Origin of the sequence: Bradyrhizobium sp. 613_E4_N2_2, assembly GCF_052075995.1 — a bacterium.
GTDB lineage: Bacteria > Pseudomonadota > Alphaproteobacteria > Rhizobiales > Xanthobacteraceae > Bradyrhizobium > Bradyrhizobium barranii.
This window is the reverse complement of the sequence record NZ_CP197234.1, coordinates 114,844-136,086: the sequence shown is the minus strand read 5'-3', so window position 1 is coordinate 136,086 and position 21,243 is coordinate 114,844. Positions and strand designations below refer to the sequence as shown.

General features: G+C 63.3%; 21 protein-coding genes and 1 tRNA gene. 10 read left to right on the top strand and 12 right to left on the bottom strand.

Going from position 1 to position 21,243, the window contains the following annotated elements; all coding sequences use genetic code 11:
• The first annotated feature begins 238 nt into the window (after positions 1-238).
• The 4 genes from AB7290_RS00590 to AB7290_RS00575 all read left to right on the top strand — a co-directional run bounded on the left by AB7290_RS00590 (position 239) and on the right by AB7290_RS00575 (position 4,830).
• On the top strand, positions 239-1,042 hold the full coding sequence (locus AB7290_RS00590; RefSeq protein WP_085405012.1) for an SDR family NAD(P)-dependent oxidoreductase: 804 nt from the start codon (positions 239-241) through the stop codon (positions 1,040-1,042).
• Positions 1,043-1,078: 36 nt separating this feature from the next.
• Positions 1,079-2,209, top strand: a complete 1,131-nt coding sequence (locus AB7290_RS00585; protein ID WP_085405013.1) for a DUF5938 domain-containing protein — start codon at positions 1,079-1,081, stop codon at positions 2,207-2,209.
• 57 nt (positions 2,210-2,266) lie between these two features.
• Entirely contained in the window at positions 2,267-3,805 is a 1,539-nt protein-coding gene (locus AB7290_RS00580; RefSeq protein WP_085405111.1) for an AMP-binding protein, read from the top strand.
• 173 nt (positions 3,806-3,978) lie between these two features.
• The gene (locus tag AB7290_RS00575; protein WP_071908888.1) at positions 3,979-4,830 is read left to right on the top strand and encodes a DUF1194 domain-containing protein; all 852 of its coding nucleotides are present in this window, start codon (positions 3,979-3,981) and stop codon (positions 4,828-4,830) included.
• Here AB7290_RS00575 and AB7290_RS00570 read toward each other — a convergent pair.
• The 9 genes from AB7290_RS00570 to AB7290_RS00530 all read right to left on the bottom strand — a co-directional run bounded on the left by AB7290_RS00570 (position 4,827) and on the right by AB7290_RS00530 (position 13,630).
• Complete coding sequence (locus AB7290_RS00570) at positions 4,827-6,194, bottom strand: prenyltransferase (RefSeq protein WP_085405014.1); 1,368 nt, start codon at positions 6,192-6,194, stop codon at positions 4,827-4,829. The two genes, AB7290_RS00575 and AB7290_RS00570, sit on opposite strands and share 4 nt — an antisense overlap.
• Before the next feature lie 152 nt (positions 6,195-6,346).
• On the bottom strand, positions 6,347-6,619 hold the full coding sequence (locus AB7290_RS00565) for a DUF1150 family protein (protein WP_011083553.1): 273 nt from the start codon (positions 6,617-6,619) through the stop codon (positions 6,347-6,349).
• 51 nt (positions 6,620-6,670) lie between these two features.
• A complete protein-coding gene (locus AB7290_RS00560) occupies positions 6,671-7,096 on the bottom strand; it encodes an Hsp20 family protein (protein WP_018645065.1) in 426 nt (141 codons plus the stop codon).
• Positions 7,097-7,404: 308 nt separating this feature from the next.
• Positions 7,405-8,490 (bottom strand): sn-glycerol-3-phosphate import ATP-binding protein UgpC, encoded by a 1,086-nt coding sequence (locus tag AB7290_RS00555; protein WP_085405015.1) that lies wholly within the window; start codon positions 8,488-8,490, stop codon positions 7,405-7,407.
• A 12-nt stretch (positions 8,491-8,502) separates the two neighbouring features.
• A complete protein-coding gene (ugpE, locus tag AB7290_RS00550; protein WP_063980180.1) occupies positions 8,503-9,351 on the bottom strand; it encodes a sn-glycerol-3-phosphate ABC transporter permease UgpE in 849 nt (282 codons plus the stop codon).
• On the bottom strand, positions 9,351-10,232 hold the full coding sequence (gene ugpA, locus AB7290_RS00545) for a sn-glycerol-3-phosphate ABC transporter permease UgpA (protein ID WP_063980179.1): 882 nt from the start codon (positions 10,230-10,232) through the stop codon (positions 9,351-9,353). The genes ugpE and ugpA overlap by 1 nt, the downstream gene beginning before the upstream one ends.
• Positions 10,233-10,279: 47 nt before the next feature.
• Positions 10,280-11,596 carry a sn-glycerol-3-phosphate ABC transporter substrate-binding protein UgpB gene (gene ugpB, locus AB7290_RS00540; RefSeq protein ID WP_085405016.1) on the bottom strand — a complete coding sequence of 439 codons (1,317 nt, stop codon included), beginning with the start codon at positions 11,594-11,596 and terminating at the stop codon, positions 10,280-10,282.
• A 220-nt stretch (positions 11,597-11,816) separates the two neighbouring features.
• Complete coding sequence (locus AB7290_RS00535; RefSeq protein ID WP_085405017.1) at positions 11,817-13,019, bottom strand: CaiB/BaiF CoA transferase family protein; 1,203 nt, start codon at positions 13,017-13,019, stop codon at positions 11,817-11,819.
• 185 nt (positions 13,020-13,204) lie between these two features.
• A complete protein-coding gene (locus AB7290_RS00530) occupies positions 13,205-13,630 on the bottom strand; it encodes an organic hydroperoxide resistance protein (protein ID WP_085405018.1) in 426 nt (141 codons plus the stop codon).
• 151 nt (positions 13,631-13,781) lie between these two features.
• Between AB7290_RS00530 and AB7290_RS00525 the strand changes: the two genes are divergently transcribed.
• Complete coding sequence (locus AB7290_RS00525) at positions 13,782-14,240, top strand: MarR family winged helix-turn-helix transcriptional regulator (protein ID WP_014490915.1); 459 nt, start codon at positions 13,782-13,784, stop codon at positions 14,238-14,240.
• An 8-nt stretch (positions 14,241-14,248) separates the two neighbouring features.
• Here AB7290_RS00525 and AB7290_RS00520 read toward each other — a convergent pair whose 3' ends face one another.
• The 3 genes from AB7290_RS00520 to AB7290_RS00510 all read right to left on the bottom strand — a co-directional run bounded on the left by AB7290_RS00520 (position 14,249) and on the right by AB7290_RS00510 (position 15,240).
• A complete protein-coding gene (locus tag AB7290_RS00520) occupies positions 14,249-14,485 on the bottom strand; it encodes a GIY-YIG nuclease family protein (protein WP_161495934.1) in 237 nt (78 codons plus the stop codon).
• Between the two features lie 175 nt (positions 14,486-14,660).
• Positions 14,661-14,736, bottom strand: a tRNA-Ala gene (locus AB7290_RS00515).
• A 96-nt stretch (positions 14,737-14,832) separates the two neighbouring features.
• Complete coding sequence (locus AB7290_RS00510; RefSeq protein WP_063980175.1) at positions 14,833-15,240, bottom strand: TIGR02300 family protein; 408 nt, start codon at positions 15,238-15,240, stop codon at positions 14,833-14,835.
• 170 nt (positions 15,241-15,410) lie between these two features.
• On the opposite strand from AB7290_RS00510, the gene aroA reads away from it, so the two are divergent.
• From aroA to AB7290_RS00485, 5 genes are all read left to right on the top strand, one after another.
• Positions 15,411-16,748 carry a 3-phosphoshikimate 1-carboxyvinyltransferase gene (aroA, locus tag AB7290_RS00505; RefSeq protein WP_085405020.1) on the top strand — a complete coding sequence of 446 codons (1,338 nt, stop codon included), beginning with the start codon at positions 15,411-15,413 and terminating at the stop codon, positions 16,746-16,748.
• On the top strand, positions 16,745-17,383 hold the full coding sequence (gene cmk / locus AB7290_RS00500) for a (d)CMP kinase (RefSeq protein ID WP_063980173.1): 639 nt from the start codon (positions 16,745-16,747) through the stop codon (positions 17,381-17,383). The genes aroA and cmk overlap by 4 nt, the downstream gene beginning before the upstream one ends.
• Before the next feature lie 266 nt (positions 17,384-17,649).
• The gene (gene rpsA, locus AB7290_RS00495; protein WP_063980172.1) at positions 17,650-19,353 is read left to right on the top strand and encodes a 30S ribosomal protein S1; all 1,704 of its coding nucleotides are present in this window, start codon (positions 17,650-17,652) and stop codon (positions 19,351-19,353) included.
• 397 nt (positions 19,354-19,750) lie between these two features.
• Positions 19,751-20,731, top strand: a complete 981-nt coding sequence (gene sppA, locus AB7290_RS00490; RefSeq protein WP_085405021.1) for a signal peptide peptidase SppA — start codon at positions 19,751-19,753, stop codon at positions 20,729-20,731.
• A gap of 171 nt (positions 20,732-20,902) precedes the next feature.
• Positions 20,903-21,208 carry an integration host factor subunit beta gene (locus AB7290_RS00485; protein ID WP_007598410.1) on the top strand — a complete coding sequence of 102 codons (306 nt, stop codon included), beginning with the start codon at positions 20,903-20,905 and terminating at the stop codon, positions 21,206-21,208.
• The last annotated feature ends 35 nt before the right edge of the window (positions 21,209-21,243 follow it).

Below are 21,243 nucleotides of genomic sequence, written 5' to 3'. Positions count from 1 at the left end.
GCGTCGACCGCGGAATGCTCCATCCCCTCACAACCACTTCCTTTGACAACTGTCAAATTCGTTCTTGACAAGTGTCAAGATTTTGGCGGAGGTTCGCATCAAGAATTTGGACAGTCGTCAAGACGTCCGACCATGGAGGAACGCTTCGCTGGGTGCCGCCGAAAGGCCTGCGCCCATCGACCTGGTGCGCGCCGATTGGCGCAGCACGAATCGATCACCAGCAACGGAGGAGTGCGTCATGAGTGGGAAGAGCCTTGCAGGCAGGAAAGCCCTGGTCACCGGCGGTGCTAGAGGAATCGGCGCGGCCATCGCGCAAGCGTTGGCGCGAGCCGGCGCCTCGATCATGATCGCCGACATCCTGGAAGAGACCGGCCGTGCCAGCGCAGCCGCTATCGCGAAGGAAGACGTCGCCACGGGCTTCGTCCAGCTCGACGTCACCGACGACGCTCAATGGGAGCGGGCGGTTGCCACGACCGTCGCAACCCTCGGCGGCTACGACATTCTGATCAACAATGCCGGCATCGAGATCACGTCGCTGATCTCCGAGGTCAAGGCCGAGGACGCGCGGCGGATGTGCGACGTCAATATCGTTGGCACCGTGCTTGGCATGAAGCACGCCTTCCGTGCCATGCGCCCGGGCGGGCCGGCCGGCAAGGGCGGCGCCGTCGTCAACATCGCCTCGGTTGCGGCAACGATCGCCTTTCCCAGCATCGCGGTCTATTCGGGCACCAAATCCGCGGTTGACCGCATGACGCGGGTCGGAGCGATGGAAGCCGGCAAGCTCGGCTTCGGCGTGCGCGTAAACTGCATCTATCCGGGCCTGATCCCGACCGACATGGGCATGCAGCTCGCCAACGACATCGTCAAGGTCGGGCTCGCGGCTGACGTCAACGCCGCAGTCGGCTCGGTGGTGGAGCAAACCCCGCTCGGCCGTCTCGCCGAGGTCACGGACATCGGCGATGCCGCGGTGTTCCTGTGCTCGAACGAGGCGCGCTTCATCACCGGCATCGGACTGCCGGTCGATGGCGGCATGGGCATGTAGCAACAAAGCCGACAACAAGCATTTCGGAGGAACGCAATGAGCGAGAAGAAGCCCGTCATCGTCTATGGCGCTTCCGGCTATACTGGCCGGCTGGTCTGTGAATACTTACGCGAATACAACATCCCCTTCATCGCCGCCGGCCGCAGCAATGAGAAGCTCAACGCCGCGATGAAGTCGAATGTAGCGGGCATCGAGACCGCCGACTACGAGGTGGTCAAGGTGCCGCACACCGTGGCTGCGCTGACTGAATTGTTCAAGGGCGCCTCGGTGGTGCTCAACACCGTGGGTCCCTTCGCCAAGTTCGGCGGCGAAGTGGTGCAGGCTTGCCTCGCTTCCAAGTGTCATTACACCGACACCACCGGTGAGCAGGACTGGCTGATCACGCTCGAGCAGGAGTGGGGCGCGAAGTTCGCCAATGCCGGGCTGCTGTTGGCGCCAGGCATCGCACAGATGTACACCACCGGCGAGATCGCCGCGCAGCTGTGCCTGGAGACGCCCGGCCTCGACACACTTGATATCGCCGTGTTCTGGGGCGGCAGCCCGACCATCGCATCGACGCAGACCATCCTGGTCAACGCCGCGATGGCCAAGGCCTACTATCTGGAGCAGAACAAATACGTCGAGCATCAGCCCGATGCCGGCCTCTACAACCTCGCCATCCCCGGCCAGCACGAGCTGGCGCTGGCGCTGCCCTGGGGCGGCACCTCGCATCCGGTGTGGTTCAAGCGCGATCCGCGCGTCGCCAACGTGAAGGTGCTGGGCGGCGTGTTCAACCGCGGGCTGATGTTGGCTGTGCCGCAGATCGTCGCGGCCGCGCTGGAGGCGACCAAGGATATGAATCCCGACGACCGCTACGCCGCATTGGCGCAGACCGCTGCCGGTGTGATGAACACCATGCCGCCGCGCGAGAACCCGCGCGTCAACAAGTCGATGGATTCGGTGCATGCCTCCGGCCCGTTGGGGCGCGCGCACTGCGTCATCAACGGCAACAGCAACTACAAGCAGACCGGCATGTTGCAGGCCTATGCTGCGGCCCATCTGTTGCAGCAGCCGCCCAAGCGCGTAGGCTTCGCCTCCGGCTGCCAGGCGTTCGGCCATCACGAGCTGCTCGGGCAGTTGCGCAGCTTCGGGCTCGTCAGCAAGCCTGTTCTGACCGTGCACGATTAAGTCAATCGCGGGTGGCGCGGTCCTCCGCGTCACCCGCTGCTGCTTCGGGTGTTGATCATGCGCTTCATCGATTACCTGGACAAAGGTGCCTCGCTCGGCGCCGACGCGCCGTGCCTCACCATGGATGGACGCGACCTCAGCTATGGCGAAGTGCAGCGGCTGAGCTACCGCGTCGCGCGCGGGCTCGCGCGATCGGGCATTGCTGCCGGCGAGAAGGTCGCAATCCTTTCCGGCAACGATCCGGTCGCGTTTGCCTGCGTGTTCGGCCTTTCCCGCGCGGGCTCGGTCTGGTGCCCGATCAATCCGCGTAACGAGGCGGCCGAAAATCGGCTCATCCTCGAGCAATTCGACTGCAGCCTGCTGTTGTTTCATTCAAGCTTCGCAGCGATGGTCGAGGCGGTGCGTGCAGAGCTGCCAAGGCTGCGCGCCGTCGTCTGCCTCGATGCTGAGTTGTCCTTCGCGCCCTCGTTCGACAGCTGGCTCGCCGGCCTTGCAGACGACCACTATCAACGCGAGACGATCGACGATCTCGCGATGATCCCGGGCACCGGCGGCACCACCGGCAAGCCGAAGGGGGTCATGCTGTCGGGCCGCAACATCGAGGCTATGACGGCACTGACGCTGATGGGCTATCCCTTCAAGGGTCGCCCGATCTACCTCGCGCTTGCGCCGCTGACCCACGCGGCCGGCGTGCTGTGTTTCCCGATCATGGCGCTCGGCGGCCGCATCGTGATCATGCATCACCCCGACATCGCGGAATTTCTCGATCTGATCGAGCGCTACCGTGTCACGCACACCTTCCTGCCGCCGACCGTGATCTACATGCTGCTCGATCATCCGAAGCTCGACTCCGCGAGGCTCGGGTCTCTGCAATGTTTCTGGTACGGCGCGGCGCCGATCTCGGCCGCGCGGCTTGCGGAAGCGCTCCAGCGTATCGGGCCGATGGCGCAGTTGTTCGGTCAGACCGAAGCGCCGATGATGATCTCGATGATGGCACCTAGCGAGCATTACAATGCCGACGGCACGATCGCGATGGAGCGTCTCGCCTCGGCCGGGCGGATCAGCCCGCTGGTGCAGGCCGGTATCATGGATGGCGACGGCAATTTGCTGCCGACCGGCGCCCGCGGCGAGATCGTGGTCCGCGGTTCGCTGGTGATGGAGGGCTATTACAAAAATCCCGAGGCTACGGCGGAAGCCTCCGCGCATGGTTGGCACCACACCGGCGACATCGGCTATATCGACGACGACGGCTACCTCTATATCGTCGATCGCGCCAAGGACATGATCATCACCGGCGGGTTCAACGTCTACTCGATCGAGGTCGAGAACGCGCTGCGGGCGCATGAGGCGGTGCAGGATTGCGCCGTGATTGGCCTTTCGGACGAGAAATGGGGTGAGCGGATCGTCGCCGTGGTGCAGCCCCGCGCCGGCCAAAGCGTCGATGCGACGGCGCTGGCGGCCTTCGTCAAGGCGCGGATCGGCAGCGTCAAGACACCGAAGCAGATCGAAGTCTGGGACGACCTGCCGCGTTCCAAGGTCGGCAAGGTCTTGAAGCCGGACATCCGCGCGCGGCTGGCGGAGCGTTCAGGCGGCTGAGGCGCATCTTATTGCAGCGCCCATCGCTTCGAAGATATCCGCGAGACGCGCTGACGCGGACATTCGCGCGGGCCTGGAACTCTCATCCGTGTCCGGGCAGGCAAAGGCATGTTTCCGCTTTTCGATGCGCGTTTTGGGTGTCACCATGCTTTTGAACGGACGGGAGGGCCGCCATGCGCTGGTGTGTCTCGGTCGGGGCGGTGCTTGTTGCGGGGGCGATCGTCGGCGGTGACGTTGCCAGCATTGCCGCGCCGAGCCCGAAATCAGGGATAGCCGACGCCAGGCACAGCGCACTGTCCGTCAATGTCGAGCTCGTTATCGCCGTCGACGTCTCCTATTCGATGGATCTGGACGAACTCGCCATTCAGCGCGAGGGCTATGCACAGGCCATCGTCTCGAAAGACTTTCTTCAGGCGCTAAGGGCCCGTCCGGCCAGCAAGGTCGCTCTGACCTATTTCGAGTGGTCGATGTCGGGCGACGACAGGATCATCATTCCGTGGCGCGTGATCGACGGCCCGGAATCGGCGGACGCTGTGGCCGCCGAGATCATGAAAACGCCGATTCGCCGAGGTTCGAGCACCTCGATTTCCGGCGCGATCAATTTCGCAGTGCAGCTGTTCGAAGAGAATCCCTATCGCGGGTCGCGGCGCGTCATCGACATTTCCGGCGATGGGCCGAACAACGACGGAGCCCCCGTCACCGGCGCGCGCGACGCTGCCGTTGAGAAAGGCATCATCATCAACGGCCTGCCGATCATGGTGAAGGAGCCGTCCTATTTGACGACCGATATCGAGAATCTCGATCTCTATTACGAGGACTGCGTGATCGGAGGGCCGGGTGCCTTCATCATGACAATCAAGGATCGCGAAAAATTCCAGGAAGCGATCCGGACCAAGCTTGTTCTCGAAGTTGCGGGCCTCACGCCGGAGGGGAGGATCGTCCGAACCGCCGAGAAAGAGCCCCGGGTGTCCTGTCTGGTCGGCGAAGAAAAATGGCGGGAGCGCGGGCGACGGATCATGCGCTAGTTGCCCGTCAGCAAAGCGAACCGACGTCGGTCGATCGCCTCACGCGCCACCAGCCCTGCCGCCTTGCAAAGATCTGGCGCATAGAGTTGGCAGCGCCGTCCCTGCTTCTCGATAGCCTTGTCGATCAACCCCAGCAGTCGTGCGGGGGCCATTCCCGCGGGAGCGGCAATTCGCCCCGTGACGACGTGCTTTTCTATTCCCTCGTGACGGTCGTGATCGAGATCGGGGTCGCGCCAGCAATTCGCGCATATCATCTCGAAGCTCTGGGAATGCGAATAGACGACGGCGTCCTCATCCAGCTCTGCGGTCAAGTCCGCCAGTTGCCGTGCCGAATCCTGTGTGCCGGCGAAGTCGAATAGCTGATAGTTCCGCCGCTCCAGCGTCGCCAAATGCGGAAAAACCGGGACCTGCACCTCACCATACGTGTGATGTGTAATCGGCGCGCCGTCGATCAGGATGACGTCGCCATAGTCCACGCCGAGCTTCTGGTAGAGCACACTGCGGACGATGCCGTGGCACGGGCTCAACCGTTCGATCCAGATGGTTTCCTCCGCGCCCGGATCGTCCTGATCGGCCGTGCGCTCCGCCAGGGGCCGCTCCGCCAGCTTGACCTTGCATTGAGACAATGAGCATTCCGGCAAGCCAAAGCGCCCGATCTCGATCGCAAGCCCCATGCGCCTCCAGACATCCAGTGCCAGAGAGGCATTCTTTGCGCCGGTGGCGCAGATACCAAGATTCCACTCGTAACTCTCGGTGACTTCGTCCGCGAGGCTGGCTGCGATCTGGTTTGCGGTCGCGCCATCTGCGAATCTGCCGCGTGTCTTGTAGAAAAGACCCAGATTGTAATGGTGGGTGCTGTTTTGCGGATTGAGTTCGGTGAGTTTCCGATAGCTGCTCTCGGCAATCGCATCTTGCTGGCGCGACAGCATTCGCGCCGCAGTGGCCAGACCTTCGAGAATCGGTTCCTGTTCGGGTTGCCCCTCGTGGACCTTGGCCAACCCGCTCAGTTTTTCGACGACCAAACGGAACAATGCAATATCGGGCGGCGGTGCATTGAGATCGTCAATGTCGCGCGCTGCTTCAAGGCAGAGCCCTACAGTCGAGAGAATCCAGAAGTCCTGATCGTGAGATTGTGCGACCTCTGACAGAACGTCTATCGCGGCTTCTCTTTGCAAGCATCGATCATGGACAACCCGCAGCAATGCCATGGCGGCTTCGGGCTGCCGGGGCTGCGCTTTTCGCAGCGGCATCAGCTTGTGCAACGCGGCCTGTGTTCTTCCCGCCTGAGCTTCCGCAATGGCATCGCGCGCAATCGCCTCGATCTCATCGGATGAGAGCACCGCACTTGGACCGTCCGACGTCATTCTCGATTCTCTTCTCAGAGCACCCGCTTCGGCGTTGAGCCCGATGCTAGGCCGGAACGTCGACGCTTCGCCAGATGGCCCATAAAAAATGCGCGGGCCGCCTTGAGGCATGCCCGCGCATTTGAATTCGCAGATGTCGCGCTAAGCGTGCGTCAGTGCACGCTCACGGCTTGCAGCTCGTTGCTCCAGGCGTTGGCGACCGCGGCTTCGCGGCTGTCGGTCAGCATGATCGGCGTGCCGTCGGCGGCGTGGAGCGCGAAGAGCTTGAGGCCCGGCGCGATCTTTGGCGCTTCGGGAAACAGGCCCGGCACATCCTCGGAGCGGATCTGCTTCACATAGGCGATATGACCTTCGCCGAGAGTTGCCAGCGTCTCGGGCGAGACGTTCTTGGCTTCGTATTCGAACGCAACGTGACCTTCACTCATGGTCTCGACTCCTTCACAGAAACTAAGCGGTCGAGTCCGCTACTCGTTCCATTATTCGTGCTCATTGATAGCGATTGTCTTAACGATCCTCTCCGGTTCAGGCCGGGCAAGATCGACCGACAGCAGCCCGTTCTTCAGATCCGCTCCCAGCACGAGCATCCCCTCCGCCAGCACGAAGGTGCGCTGGAAGTGGCGCGCGGCGATGCCGCGATGGATGTATTGCCGGGACTTGTCGTCCTGCTGCCGCCCGCGAATCACGAGCTGGTTTTCCTCAATGGTTACATCGAGTTGGTCGCGGGTGAATCCGGCGACCGCCAGCGTGATCCGCAATCGCTCGGGCTGGCCGTCCGACCGGTCGCACCTCTCGATATTGTAGGGAGGATAGCCGTCGGCACCTTTGACGACGCGATCAAGCACGCGCTCGATCTCGTCGAAGCCCAGAAGGAACGGACTGGAAAGCGTGGGAACACGAGACATAGTTTACAAAGTCCTCTCGAAGCGACTTTGGCATTTCAGGGCCCGGAAGCGGCGCCCCTTGGTCAGCAATATGGTCATAACCCCTTGGGGGTTCAAGGACGTAGCGGGGGCCTGTGGATTGCCCATTTTCGCGCCTGACCCCGACCGCGGTCGCGCGGAAGCGCCCAATTCGTCACCGGGAACGCAAATGCTCAGGCAAGCCCGGGCATGACGAATCGGCCGACGATTTATCTCAATGAAATCAAACCCCCGGCTACTGTGCATGGGGTTGTTTTTCGCGTTTTTGATCGGCCGGCCCTCGGAAGCGGTCAGGCCTCGATCCGCGTCCGCCCGTCGCCGCTGAAAAGGTGCAGCTTCGGCCGTACCGCGGCGACGCGGATCCTCTCACCGATGGCTGGGGCCTCGGTTCCGGGAATGCGGACGATGACCTCGCCGGGCGGCAGCTCGCCGGGGGTGGCGGCGACGCGCTGCTCGTCCTGGGCCCGCGTGCCGTAGACGAAAGTCTCGGCGCCGACGCGCTCGATCGCTTCCACGGTCAGCGGCAGTGCGACACCGCCGGCCGGGGTCTGGTCGGTGATGACGAAATCTTCCGGGCGGATGCCGAGGATGCCGGCCTCGCCCGCGCCGCCGTCGAGCTGCGATTTGATCTCATCGGCGCGCGTCGACATCAGGTTCATCGGCGGTGCCCCGATGAACGAGGCGACGAAGGTCGTCGCCGGCTTCTCGTAGATCGCCAGCGGATTGCCGACCTGCTCGACCTGGCCGCCATTCATGACCACGAGAATATCGGCGAGCGTCATCGCCTCGAGCTGGTCGTGGGTGACGTAGATCGAGGTCGTGTTGAGCCGGCGCTGTAATTTGCGGATCTCGACCCGCATAGCGATGCGCAGCTTTGCGTCCAGGTTCGACAGCGGCTCGTCGAACAGAAACACTTTCGGCTGGCGCACGATGGCGCGGCCCATGGCGACGCGCTGGCGCTGGCCGCCGGAGAGCTGACGCGGCTTGCGCTCCAGCATCGGCGTGAGCTCGAGCACGCGTGCGGCCTCGTCGACGCGGGTCTTGACCTCGGCCTCCTTCATGCCGCGGTTGCGCAGGCCGTAGGCCATGTTGTTGAAGACGCTCATATGCGGATAGAGCGCGTAGTTCTGGAACACCATCGCGATGTCGCGATCGGCGGGCTCGATCTGGTTGACGATTCGGCCGCCGATGTCGATCTCGCCGCCGGTGACAGTCTCGAGACCTGCGACCATGCGCAGCAGCGTGGACTTGCCGCAGCCGGAGGGACCGACCAGCACGCAGAACTGACCGTCGCCGACATCGACGTTGACGCCCTTGATGGCCTCGAAGCCGCCGGGATAGGTCTTGCGGACGTTGCGCAGGGTAACGTTAGCCATGAAAACTCGCTTCTACTTTTCCGTCTCGACCAGGCCGCGCACGAACAATTTCTGCATGGCGACGACGACGAACACCGGCGGCAGCATGGCGAGCACGGCGGTGGCCATCACGATCGGCCATTCGGTCAGCGCATCGGTGGTGGTGATCATCTTGCGGATGCCGACCTGGATGGTCTGCATGTCGTCGCGCGTGGTGATCAGCAGCGGCCAGAGATATTGATTCCAGCCGAGGATGAAGAGGATCACGAACAGCGCCGCCATGTTGGTGCGCGACAGCGGCAGCAGCGTATCCCAGAAGAAACGCAAGGGGCCGGCACCGTCGATGCGCGAGGCCTCCAGCAGCTCGTCCGGCACGGTCATGAAGAACTGGCGGAACAGCAGCGTCGCGGTGGCCGACGCGATCAGCGGCAGCGCGAGGCCGGCATAGCTGTCGAGCATGTGCAGATCGGCGACGATCTTGTAGGTCGGGTAGATGCGCACCTCGACCGGCAGCATCAACGTGATGAAGATGATCCAGAAGATCGCCATCCGGAACGGAAAGCGGAAATACACGATCGCATAGGCCGAGATGATCGAGATCGCGATCTTGCCGATCGCGATCGCCAGCGCCATTACCAGCGAGTTCAGCATCATGTTGCCGACGGGCTCGCGGGTCGATCCGCTCGTGCCGACGAAGATGGTCTTGTAGTAGACCTCGAAGAAATGGCCGCCCGGCAGCAGCGACATCTGCCCGTTCGCGATCAGGGCGTTGTCCTGGGTCGAGGCGACGATCGCGATGTAGACCGGGAATGCGACGATCGCGATCCCGATCCAGAGAATCGCGTGGGCGACGTAGCGCCGAAAGCCCTCTTCTTCGACCATCAGTAGGTCACCTTGCGTTCGACGAAGCGGAACTGGATTCCCGTCAGCACGATCACCATGACCATCAGGATCACCGATTGCGCTGCCGAGCTGCCGAGATTGCCGCCGAGCAGGCCGTCGGAATAGACCTTGTAGACCAGCGTGACCGTCGATGTGCCGGGACCGCCGCGGGTCATGGTGTCGATGATGCCGAAGGTGTCGAAGAAGGCGTAGACGATGTTGACGACCAGCAGGAAGAAGATCGTGGGCGACAGCAGCGGGAAGGTCACTGTCCAGAACCGCCGCATCGGACGGGCGCCGTCGATCGCGGCGGCCTCGAACACGCTTCGGGGGATGGCTTGCAGGCCGGCGAGGAAGAACAGGAAATTATAGGAGATCTGCTTCCACGCCGCGGCGAGGATGATCAGCCCAGCCGCCTGGTTGCCGTCAAGCAGCGGATTCCAGTCGACGCCCAGGTTGCGCAGATAGCGCGACAGCACGCCGAGCGAAGGATGCAGCATGAAGATCCAGAGCACGCCGACCACGGGCGGCGCCACTGCATAGGGCCAGATCAGCAGCGTGCGGTAGAGCATTGAGCCGCGCAGCGGCTTGTCCGCCATCACGGCGAGCAAGAGCGCGAAGGACAGCGACGAGACGGCGATGGCGAACGAAAAGACGAACGTACGGACAACCGCCTCGAAATAGGCCGGGTCCTTGAACAGGTCCTGATAATTCTCGAACCAGACGAAGCTTGTCGACAGACCGAAGGCATCCTGGAGCAGGAAGGATTGGATCACCGCCTGCGCGGCCGGCCAGTAGAAAAAAATCAGGACGATCGCGAGCTGGGGCGCAACCAGCGCGTAGGGCAATAGTTTTGCTTGGAAAATGGCTTGCTTTTGCATGATGTCAGGTGAGCGGCAGGCCGGCTTGCGGCCTGCCGCTCATCGCCTCACTTGACGGCGGTTTTTTCGAACTGCCGCAGCATCGTGTTGCCGCGCTCGACGGCAGCATCCAGCGCCTGCTTGGCGGTCTTCTTGCCGGCCAGCGCCTGCTCGATCTCTTCCGACCAGACGTCACGCAGCTGAACCATGTTGCCGAGACGCAATCCGCGCGAATTCTCGGTCGGCTCCTTGTTGGTCAGCTCGAGCAGCGGGGTCTCGAGATAGGGCTGATCCTTGTAGAAACCTTCTTCCTTCGCCTTGGCGTAGGCCGCCTTGGTGATCGGCAGATAGCCCGAGGCCTTGTGGATGTAGACTTGGCGATCGGTGTCGGAGAGGAAGGTCAGGAACTTCGCGACACCCTTGTATTCGTCGGCCGACTTGCCGCCCATCACCCAGAGCGAAGCGCCGCCGATGATCGAGTTCTGCGGCGCGCCCTTGACGTCCGGATAGTATGGCATCGGCACGGCGGTGAAGTTGAACTTGGCCTGCGCCTTGACGTTGCCGAAGAATGCCGACGAGGTCAGGTAGATCGGGCATTCGCCGGAGGTGAAGCGGCCTTCGCCGGTGTTGGTGCGGCCGGCATAGTCGTAGGTCTTGGTCTTCTGGAGCTCGACCAGGGTTTCGAGATGCTTGACCTGAAGCGGGCCGTTGAACTCCAGCACGGTGTCGAAGCCGTCGAGGCCGTTGGCCTTGCTGGCGAGCGGCACGTTGTGCCAGGCGGAGAGCTGCTCGAGATTGACCCAGGTGACCCAGGAGCCGGAGAAGCCGCAGGTGTCATGACCCGCAGCCTTCAGCTTCTTGGCGGCCTCGAACGTTTCGGGCCAGGTCTTGGGGATCTCGACGTTCGCCTTCTTGAGCTCGTCGAGGTTGACCCACATGACGGTCGACGACGAGTTGAACGGGAACGACAGCATCTCGCCCTTCGAGGTCGAGTAGTAGCCGGTGATGGCGGGCAGATAGATCTTGGGGTCGAACTTCTCGCCGGCCTCGGCCATCAGCTTGTAGACGGGTTTTACGGCGCCGGTCGCGGCCATCATGGTCGCGGTGCCGACTTCGAACACCTGCATGATGTGCGGGGCGTTGCCGGCGCGGAACGCCGCGATGCCGGCGTTCATCGTATCGGGATAGTTGCCCTTGTAGGTCGGGATCACCTTGTAGTCGGTCTGCGAGGCGTTGAAGTCGGTGGCGAGCTTGACGATGACGTCGTTGTTGGCGCCGGTCATCGCGTGCCACCACTGGATTTCGGTCACGGCCAAGGCCGGCGATGCGCCCATGCCGAACGTGATTGCAACTGCGGCAGCCGCCCCAAAGTGTCGAAGAGCCATCAAGTAAACCTCCCTTGGCCGTCAAAAAGAAGCGCTTGCGCTAGCAGCGCCATATGACGTTCACATGACTGTGTAAGCGGGAGAAACGAAAGCAGCAAGCGCGGCCAAAAGGGAAGCCGTCAAATAGGCGAATGCCGAGCGCGCAGCCTCCTCCGTTCGCGGTGCACATGCGTGCCCGCGCCGCAGTGCGGCATTTGCTCGGGTGAGGCGGCGAGGGCGTTTAGCGCTTGCGCTCGGGGCCGCAGACGGTGCCCTGCTCGACCATCGCGTCGATCTCCGATTTGGAGTAGCCGAACTCGCCCAGCACCTCCTGGGAGTGCTGGCTGAATTTCGGCGGCAGGCGCCGCAGGCTCGGCTTGCTGCGATCGAGCCGGATCGGCGAGGCCACGCCCTTGTACCAGTCCTTCTCGATGACATCGCCGCGGGCGATCGTGTGCGCGTTGGTCAAGGCCTGGTCGATCTTCTGCACGGGACCTGCGGGCAGGCCGGCGGCGAGCAGACGATTGCACAGCGGCTCGGCCTCGTGCTGGCTGAACACGGCGGCAAGCTCGGCCCGCAGCGCCTCGCGATTGGCGATGCGATCCTTGTTGCGGGCAAAGCGCGGATCGGTGCCGAGCTCGGGCTTGCCGATCTCCTTGGCGAGCTTGCGGAAGGTGCCGTCATTGCCGACACCGATGAAGATGTCGTCGGTCTTGGTCGGGAAGATCGCGTAAGGCACGAGGTTGGGATGCTCGTTGCCGGTGAGCGACGGCGGCTTGCCGTGCATGAAATAATTCGCGGTGTGCGGATGCATGATGGCAAGGCCGGTCTCATACAGCGTCGTCTCCAGGAACTGGCCCTGGCCCGAGCGCTGCCGCTCCGACAGCGCCATCAGGATGCCGATCGCCGCATAGAGGCCGGTGGTGATGTCGACCAGCGGCACGCCGATCCGCATCGGTCCGCTCTCGGGCGAACCGGTCGCCGCGATCATGCCGGTCATCGCCTGGATGATGGCGTCATAGCCGGGATTGCCGCCGCGCGGACCGTCGGCGCCGAAGCCGCAGATCCGGCAATGCACGAGGCGCGGGAATTTCTTGCTGAGCACATCGTTGCCGATGCCCCATTTCTCCAGCGTGCCCGGCTTGAAATTCTCGATCAGGACGTCGGCGGTCTCCAGCATCTTGAGCAGCACGAGGCGGCCGCCCTCGGAGGCGAGGTCGAGGCCGATCGAGCGCTTGTTACGGTTGATGCCGATGAAATAGGCCGCGTCTTCGTCGTGGAACGGAGGGCCCCAGTCGCGCACCTCGTCGCCGGCGGGCGGCTCGACCTTGATCACGTCGGCGCCGTGGTCGGCGAGGATCTGGGTGCAGTAGGGACCGCCGAGCACGCGCGTGAGATCGATGACGCGCAGTCCGCTCATTGCGCCCAAAACGGCTTCAGTCATGCCTTCGCTTCCCCTGTGTCGATGATTGATCACAGGCCTAGCGAGGTTTTTTTGCGCCAGCAATGGCTTGGTGCGTAGGGGCGTATGCGGTGCCGCCGTGCAATCCCGCAACGTGGCAAAACAACTAGACTAAAGGGAAGCGGCCGGCCCGAGGGGGATCTCGGGCCAGCCAATCCGCCGTTTGATCAGACGACCGTCAGGCGAACGTCGACATTGCCGCGCGTGGCATTGGAGTAGGGGCACACCTGGTGGGCCTTCTCGACCAGCGCCTCAGCTTCCGCCCGGGCAAGGCCCGGCAGCGAGACGGCAAGATCGATGTCGAGACCGAAGCCGCCGGCCGAGCGCTGGCCGATGCCGACGGTGGAGGTGACCGAGGCGTCAGCCGGAACCTTCGGCCCGCCCTGCGAGGCCACGAACTTCATCGCGCCGATGAAGCAGGCGGCATAGCCGGCCGCAAACAGCTGCTCGGGATTGTTGCCGGCGCCGCCTCCGCCGCCGAGCTCCTTCGGGGTGGTGAGCTTGACGTCGAGCGCGCCGTCGAGGGTCGCCGCATGGCCGTCGCGGCCGCCGGTGGCTTTGGCGCTGGTCTTGTACAGGACGTTTACCGACATTTTCGTCTCCTCAGGTCTTCGGGTTGGGGAACCTACATCGCAAACAATTAGATTGCGCGCAATTGAAATCTGCATGCCTCACATTTAATTGTTCGCAATTGAATGTACGGCCGCCCGGTCCCAGAATGGAGGAAACCGCGTGAGATTCTCGATGCCCCGGAAATTATCGGCGCTGGACCCGCAGCGCCTCGACAATCAGATCTGCTTCGCGGTCTATTCGGCCGCGCATGCCTTCAACCGCGTCTACAAGCCGCTGCTCGACCGGCTCGGCCTGACCTATCCGCAATATCTGGTGATGCTGGTGCTGTGGGAGCGTGACGACGTGCCGGTCAAGGACATCGGCGAAAAGCTGTTCCTGGATTCGGGCACGCTGACACCGCTGCTCAAGCGCCTCGAGGCCGCCCACCTCGTTAAGCGCACGCGCTCGCGCGAGGACGAACGTCAGGTGCTGATCGCGCTGACCCCGCAGGGCCATGCCTTGAAGGAAAAAGCGCGCGCCGTGCCGCAATCGATCCTGGCGGCGTCGGATTGCTCGGTGTCGGAGCTGGTCGCGATGAAGGACGAGATCGTCGCGCTGCGGGATCGGTTGAATGCGGTGATCGGGGAGTAGGGGGGCGATCAGAAGTGCTTCTTCGCGAAGGCGCGCCCCGAGCCCGATTTCAGGTATCGCTCGAACGCGACAGCGCGTGCCGCGTCATCAAAGGCGAAATAGGTCCGAATTCTCCAAGGCCCATATTTCGACGTGTGTGGCACCTCGCCGGCGTTATGCTTGGCTAAACGGGCCCGTAGGTCGTCGGTGATGCCGACGTAGAAATGCTCGGAATTGAGACTTTCGAGGATATAGACGTATTTCATTCTGCTTCCTCCCCGGAGGGCAGGATAGCAGCTTGGAACCATCACGGGGCTTCGCTGGTGATCCTCGATGAAGTCCGCCGCCGCCCTTCGGGCTATGGCGGGACAGCCTTCGCTCACTTCGCTACGAGGGACTTCCCGGGCTTGCCCAGCCGAAGCTCGCGAAGCGAGCGAAGGCTGGTGGAGCCAGGCGGGATCGAACCGCCGACCTCTTGCATGCCATGCAAGCGCTCTCCCAGCTGAGCTATGGCCCCTTAGTCTTCCAGTTGGCAGGATCCTGGTGGATCACTCCCGACCGCCGAGCCTGGTGACTCGCGCGGTGCACCCTTTTTCACAGATCAGGGCTGATCTCAAGTCTCTTCATCACCTCCGACATCACCAATGATGTCCGTGACGTCCTCATCGCCCTCTTCGTCGTCGGCGATAAAGGTCGAATCATCGTCGTCATCGTCCTCGATGGTCTCGTCGACCTCGATGTCGTCCTCGGATTCGGGCACCGCGGCCTTGACCTTGCCGGTGTTTTCCTCGGCGTCGGCCTCCTCGAGCGAGACCTCTTCGACTTCTGCCGGCTCCGGCGTGGTGTCGGCAGCCGGCGTGTGGCGAGGTTCGGCGCCGCGAGTCGCGCGGGCCGGCGCCACAGGCGCGATCGGGACGACTTCGCCGGTATAGGGCGAGATCACCGGATTCTTGTTGAGGTCATAGAACTTCTTGCCCGTGGTCGGGCAAATACGTTTGGTTCCGAGTTCGGACTTGGCCACGGCAGGAATCCTGGGAATGTCTGAAAAGCGGTGTTTCACTTGGCTAGTTGGCGGCCCGCTGTCAATAGCGCATTACGGGAGAAAGACATGCCCGTGACGGCGGGCAGACCTTGTGGTACCTGCCCCGCGAGCCCCGCAGGGACGTTTCGGGCCTATCCAAGGACACAAACTTGACTGATTCCGACAAGCCGACGCCGCTTCAGTCGCGCGCAAGCGGTCCCCTGACCGGGAAAGTACGGGTCCCCGGGGACAAGTCGATCTCCCACCGCGCCCTCATCCTGGGCGCGCTCGCGGTCGGCGAGACCCGGATTTCGGGCTTGCTCGAGGGCGAGGACGTCCTCAACACCGCCAAATCCATGCAGGCGCTGGGCGCCAGGGTCGAGCGCACGGGCGATTTCGCCTGGAAGGTGAACGGCGTCGGCGTCGCCGGCTTTGCCGAGCCCAGGGCGCCGCTTGATTTCGGCAACTCCGGCACCGGCTGCCGGCTCGTCATGGGCGCCGTCGCCGGCTGCCCGATTTCGGCGGTTTTCGACGGCGATGCCTCTCTGCGCAGCCGCCCCATGCGCCGGATCCTCGATCCGCTCGAGAAGATGGGCGCCAAAGTGGTGTCCGGCGGCGAGGGCGGACGTCTGCCGCTGACCGTCCAGGGCGCGCGCGATCCGCTGCCGATCACCTACAAGACCCCGGTCGCCTCGGCCCAGATCAAATCGGCCGTGCTGCTGGCGGGCCTGGCCGCGCCCGGCACCACGACGGTGATCGAGACCGAGGCCAGCCGCGACCATACCGAGCTGATGCTGAAGCACTTTGGCGCCGACATTACCTCCGCGCAGGAGGGTCAGCACGGCCGCCGCATCACGCTCATTGGCCAGCCCGAGCTGCATGGCGCCACCGTCGTGGTGCCCGCCGATCCCTCCTCTGCGGCCTTCCCAATCGTCGCGGCGCTGATCGTCGAAGGCTCCGATGTCGTCCTGTCCGACGTGATGACCAATCCGCTGCGTACCGGCCTGTTCACCACGCTGCGCGAAATGGGCGCCTCGATCGAGGAAAGCCAAGTCCGCGGCGATGCCGGCGAGCCGATGGCGCAGCTGCGCGTGCGCGCGTCGAAACTGCGCGGCGTCGAGGTGCCGCCGGAGCGCGCACCCTCGATGATCGACGAATATCTCGTGCTGGCGGTGGCGGCTTCCTTCGCCGAGGGCACGACGATCATGCGCGGCCTCCAGGAGCTGCGCGTCAAGGAATCCGATCGGCTTGAGGCCACCGCCGACATGCTCCGCGTCAACGGCGTGAAGGTGGAGGTTTCCGGCGACGATCTGATCGTCGAGGGCCGCGGCCACGTTCCGGGCGGCGGCACTGTCGCCACGCACATGGATCATCGCATCGCGATGTCCGCGCTGGTGATGGGCTGCGCCTCCGACCAGCCCGTGACCGTCGACGACACCGCCTTCATCGCCACCAGTTTCCCGGACTTCATCCCGATGATGCGTTCGCTTGGGGCCGAGTTTTCATGATCATCGCCATCGACGGGCCCGCGGCCTCGGGCAAGGGGACGCTCGGCAAGCGCCTCGCCCACCATTACGGCTATCGTCATCTCGATACCGGCGTCATTTATCGCGCGGTGGCCTACGCCGTGGTGGAATCCGGTCATGATCTCCGGGACGAGGCGGCTGCGGTGCAGGCTGCGCTGGAGCTTGATCCCGAAAAGTTCGGCAATCCCGCCCTGAAGACCCAGGAGGCCGGCGAGGGCGCCTCGATCGTCTCGGCGATCCCCAGGGTTCGCGAGGTCCTGCTCAATTTCCAGCGGCAATTCGCCGCCGATCCGCCCGGCGCCGTGCTCGACGGCCGGGACATTGGAACCGTGATCTGCCCCCATGCCGACGTGAAGATCTTCGTCGTGGCCGACCCCAGGGTCCGCGCCCACCGCAGGACCATGGAGGCCAAGGCGAGGGGCGAGGAGGCGGACGAGGCGGCGGTGCTCGCTGACATCATCCGGCGCGACGAGCGCGACAAGAACCGGCCGATTGCGCCCTTGAAACCGGCCCCGGATGCTTACTTGCTAGATAACTCCCAACTGGATATAGAAGGCGGCGTCCGGGCCGCCATCGACATTATCGAGGCCGTCCGAGCGGGCCGGTCGCGGGGTTAAGCCGCCGCCGTCATTGGAGGAAGCGCCCGCTCCCGCTCTTTGAGGTCGATAACCCCGGTCCCCTGTTTGGGCCCGGCGCGATCCAGGCTCCGGACCAAGATTTCCACGTATCGAACGCGCGGGCCTCAGCCGGCCCGCCTCCGCTGTTCCGCCTCCATGCCGGAGCAACGAGCGGTCGCTCGAAGGTCTTGCGGACCTTCCGACACTGCGTGTGCGATGCGCCCATGAACCCAACGGCCGGCACGACATCCGCAACTGGAGAACAAATGGCTTCGATTTCTGCTGATACCTATAGCCCGTCGCGCGACGATTTCGCCGCGATGCTCGACGAGTCCTTCGCAGGTGGCAACCTGCAGGAGAGCTCCGTCGTCAAGGGCAAGGTGGTTGCAATTGAAAAAGACATGGCCGTCATCGACGTCGGCCTGAAGACCGAGGGCCGCGTTGCCCTGCGCGAATTTTCCGGCCCCGGCCGTGAGAGCGAGATCAAGGTCGGCGACGAGGTCGAAGTGTTCCTCGATCGCATCGAGAACGCCCTCGGCGAAGCCGTGTTGTCGCGCGACAAGGCGCGCCGCGAAGAGAGCTGGGGCAAGCTCGAGAAGGCCTTCCAGAACAACGAGAAGGTCAACGGCGTCATCTTCAACCAGGTCAAGGGCGGCTTCACCGTCGACCTCGACGGTGCCGTGGCCTTCCTGCCGCGCTCGCAGGTCGACATCCGTCCGATCCGCGACGTTGCGCCGCTGATGAACAACTCGCAGCCGTTCCAGATCCTCAAGATGGATCGCCGCCGCGGCAACATCGTCGTCTCCCGCCGCACGGTGCTGGAAGAGACCCGCGCCGAGCAGCGTCAGGAGCTGGTGCAGAACCTCGAAGAGGGTCAGGTCATCGACGGCGTGGTCAAGAACATCACCGATTACGGTGCGTTCGTTGATCTCGGCGGTATCGACGGTCTGCTGCACGTCACCGACATCGCGTGGCGCCGCGTCAACCACCCGACCGAGGTGCTCTCGATCGGCCAGACCGTGAAGGTCAAGATCATCAAGATCAACCACGAGACGCACCGCATCTCGCTGGGCATGAAGCAGCTGCTGGACGATCCGTGGCAGGGCATCGAAGCCAAGTACCCGCTGGGTGCCCGCTTCACCGGCCGCGTCACCAACATCACCGACTACGGTGCGTTCGTCGAGCTCGAGCCGGGCATCGAAGGCCTGATCCACGTCTCCGAGATGTCGTGGACCAAGAAGAACATGCACCCCGGCAAGATCGTTTCGACCTCGCAGGAAGTCGAAGTGCAGGTGCTGGAAGTCGATTCCGTCAAGCGCCGCATCTCGCTCGGCCTCAAGCAGACCATGCGCAACCCGTGGGAGGTCTTCGTCGAAGGTCACCCGACCGGTTCGGTGGTCGAGGGCGAAGTCAAGAACAAGACCGAGTTCGGTCTGTTCCTGGGCCTCGAGGGCGACGTCGACGGCATGGTCCATCTCTCCGACCTCGACTGGAAGCTTCCGGGCGAGCAGGTGATCGACAACTACAAGAAGGGCGACGTGGTGAAAGCCGTGGTGCTCGATGTGGACGTCGAGAAGGAGCGTATCTCGCTCGGCATCAAGCAGCTCGAAGGCGACCCCTTCGCCGAGCCGGGCGATGTCAAGAAGGGCGCGGTCGTGACCTGCGAAGTGCTCGAAGTGAAGGAAAGCGGCATCGAGGTGAAGATCACCGGTACCGACTTCTCGACCTTCATCAAGCGTTCGGAGCTCGCCCGTGACCGCAACGACCAGCGCGCCGAGCGCTTCGCCGTCGGCGAGAAGGTCGATGCCCGCGTGATCCAGTTCGACAAGAAGGCCCGCAAGGTCCAGGTGTCGATCAAGGCGCTCGAAGTCGCCGAAGAGAAGGAAGCCATCGCGCAGTACGGCTCCTCCGATTCGGGGGCGACGCTCGGTGACATTCTCGGCACCGCGCTCAAGAACCGCGACAAGTAAGCGAAACACCCGTTTCGCAACCATCAAAGCCCCGGCGCGAGCCGGGGCTTTTTTGTTGCGGCGGCATACCCAATTGTCATCCCGCGGCGCGCGACTTGTCCGCCGTAGCTCGAAGAGCGAAGGCGGAAGCGCGAGCCCGGGACCCATAACCACAGGATCGAGTTTGGCGAAGACTCGTGGTTGCCAACTCGCGCGACAACTTCTCCCTGGGGTTATGGATCCCCGCGCCCGTGCGCAATTGCGCACTAGGCGGGGATGACATCTGAGTGCTTGGCTACCATCCGGCCTCACGCAGCCTTGTTTTCTTCAAATTACGCCGCAATTGATGTATCCAGATAAGCCAATGGTCACGCTGTGACGGCACAACGCGCCCAGCCTTTCATTTGGAGATATTCCGATGTCGCTCGATTCGGACATCATCGTCGATCGCCGCAGGATTCGTCGCAAGCTGACGTTCTGGCGCGTGATGGCTGCGCTGATCGCGATCGCGGCGATCGCGGGCGTCGCGCTGATCGCAACACCCGGTGCGCGCGGCACGTTCGCATCCGCCGGCTCGATCGCGCGGGTCCAGATCGATGGCCTGATCCGCAGCGACTCCGATCGCACCCAGGCGCTGGAGCGACTGGAGAACTCGCAGGCCGCCGCCGTCATCATTCACATCAACTCGCCGGGTGGCACCACCGCCGGCTCCGAGCAGCTTTATGACTCGCTTGTGAGGCTGAAGGCGAAGAAGCCGCTGGTCGTCGTGGTCGAAGGCCTCGCCGCGTCCGGCGGTTACATCACGGCGATTGCGAGCGACCACATCATTGCCCAGCAGAGCTCGCTGGTCGGTTCGATCGGCGTGCTGTTCCAGTTTCCCAACGTCACGGAGCTGCTGAAGACCGTCGGTGTGAAGGTCGAGGAGGTCAAATCCTCGCCGCTGAAGGCCGCGCCGAACGGTTTTGAGCCGACCAGCCCCGAGGCACGCGCCGCGCTCGATGCGCTGGTGAAGGATTCCTATGCCTGGTTCAAGGGATTGGTGAAGGAGCGGCGTGGCATGGATGACACGCAGCTCGAAAAAGTCGCCGATGGCCGCGTCTTCACCGGACGCCAGGCGATCGATCTCAAGCTGATCGATCAGCTCGGCGACGAGAAGACCGCCGTGACCTGGCTGGTCGAGCAGAAGGGCGTCAAGAAGGGGCTCACCGTCCGCGATTACAAGCTCCAGCCCCGCTTTGGCGATCTGCCGTTCCTTAAAACGGCTGCTGTCGTCACGCTGGAAGCGCTTGGTTTAGGCTCGATTGCGCATCAGATCGGGCAAACCGGCGTCGCGCAGGCCGTCGATCGGCTCGGAATGGATGGAATGCTGGCCCTGTGGCAGCCGGCTGCGTCAAATTGATGGAACCGGGCGAGCTTCAGAGGCTTTTCCCGTCTGGCGGGTGGCGGGGCAGCCCGCTTTTTCGGCATTTGTCACGCATTTTCCCGACGCTCAACCTTCATTTAGCGTCTTGACAGATCACAGTATTTTCACGGAAATGGTCATCCGCACGCTTCCGGGTCCTATCTCTCGATGATCAAATCCGAACTTGTTCAGCGTATCGCCGAGCACAACCCGCATCTGTACCAGCGGGATGTCGAGAACATTGTGAATGCGATTCTCGAAGAGATCGTAGCGGCTCTCGCGCGCGGTGATCGCGTCGAGTTGCGCGGCTTCGGTGCCTTCTCGGTCAAGCATCGCCCTGCGCGCGCAGGGCGCAATCCGCGCACCGGCGCCCATGTACCCGTCGATCAGAAGAGCGTTCCGTTCTTCAAGACCGGCAAGGAAATGCGCGAACGGCTGAACCGCGACCATCCGGATCCAGGCGCGCCAGACTGAGACCGGCGTCAGGGTTTTCCGCGGTCGCGAGCGAT

What these genes read in the sequence shown, in the direction of transcription:
- AB7290_RS00590 (WP_085405012.1), top strand. Translation starts at nt 239, where the DNA reads ATGAGTGGGAAGAGCCTTGCAGGCAGGAAAGCCCTGGTCACCGGCGGT.
- AB7290_RS00585 (WP_085405013.1), top strand. Translation starts at nt 1,079, where the DNA reads ATGAGCGAGAAGAAGCCCGTCATCGTCTATGGCGCTTCCGGCTATACT.
- AB7290_RS00580 (WP_085405111.1), top strand. Translation starts at nt 2,267, where the DNA reads ATGCGCTTCATCGATTACCTGGACAAAGGTGCCTCGCTCGGCGCCGAC.
- AB7290_RS00575 (WP_071908888.1), top strand. Translation starts at nt 3,979, where the DNA reads ATGCGCTGGTGTGTCTCGGTCGGGGCGGTGCTTGTTGCGGGGGCGATC.
- AB7290_RS00570 (WP_085405014.1), bottom strand. Translation starts at nt 6,194, where the DNA reads ATGACGTCGGACGGTCCAAGTGCGGTGCTCTCATCCGATGAGATCGAG.
- AB7290_RS00565 (WP_011083553.1), bottom strand. Translation starts at nt 6,619, where the DNA reads ATGAGTGAAGGTCACGTTGCGTTCGAATACGAAGCCAAGAACGTCTCG.
- AB7290_RS00560 (WP_018645065.1), bottom strand. Translation starts at nt 7,096, where the DNA reads ATGTCTCGTGTTCCCACGCTTTCCAGTCCGTTCCTTCTGGGCTTCGAC.
- AB7290_RS00555 (WP_085405015.1), bottom strand. Translation starts at nt 8,490, where the DNA reads ATGGCTAACGTTACCCTGCGCAACGTCCGCAAGACCTATCCCGGCGGC.
- ugpE (WP_063980180.1), bottom strand. Translation starts at nt 9,351, where the DNA reads ATGGTCGAAGAAGAGGGCTTTCGGCGCTACGTCGCCCACGCGATTCTC.
- ugpA (WP_063980179.1), bottom strand. Translation starts at nt 10,232, where the DNA reads ATGCAAAAGCAAGCCATTTTCCAAGCAAAACTATTGCCCTACGCGCTG.
- ugpB (WP_085405016.1), bottom strand. Translation starts at nt 11,596, where the DNA reads ATGGCTCTTCGACACTTTGGGGCGGCTGCCGCAGTTGCAATCACGTTC.
- AB7290_RS00535 (WP_085405017.1), bottom strand. Translation starts at nt 13,019, where the DNA reads ATGACTGAAGCCGTTTTGGGCGCAATGAGCGGACTGCGCGTCATCGAT.
- AB7290_RS00530 (WP_085405018.1), bottom strand. Translation starts at nt 13,630, where the DNA reads ATGTCGGTAAACGTCCTGTACAAGACCAGCGCCAAAGCCACCGGCGGC.
- AB7290_RS00525 (WP_014490915.1), top strand. Translation starts at nt 13,782, where the DNA reads ATGCCCCGGAAATTATCGGCGCTGGACCCGCAGCGCCTCGACAATCAG.
- AB7290_RS00520 (WP_161495934.1), bottom strand. Translation starts at nt 14,485, where the DNA reads ATGAAATACGTCTATATCCTCGAAAGTCTCAATTCCGAGCATTTCTAC.
- cmk (WP_063980173.1), top strand. Translation starts at nt 16,745, where the DNA reads ATGATCATCGCCATCGACGGGCCCGCGGCCTCGGGCAAGGGGACGCTC.
- rpsA (WP_063980172.1), top strand. Translation starts at nt 17,650, where the DNA reads ATGGCTTCGATTTCTGCTGATACCTATAGCCCGTCGCGCGACGATTTC.
- sppA (WP_085405021.1), top strand. Translation starts at nt 19,751, where the DNA reads ATGTCGCTCGATTCGGACATCATCGTCGATCGCCGCAGGATTCGTCGC.
- AB7290_RS00485 (WP_007598410.1), top strand. Translation starts at nt 20,903, where the DNA reads ATGATCAAATCCGAACTTGTTCAGCGTATCGCCGAGCACAACCCGCAT.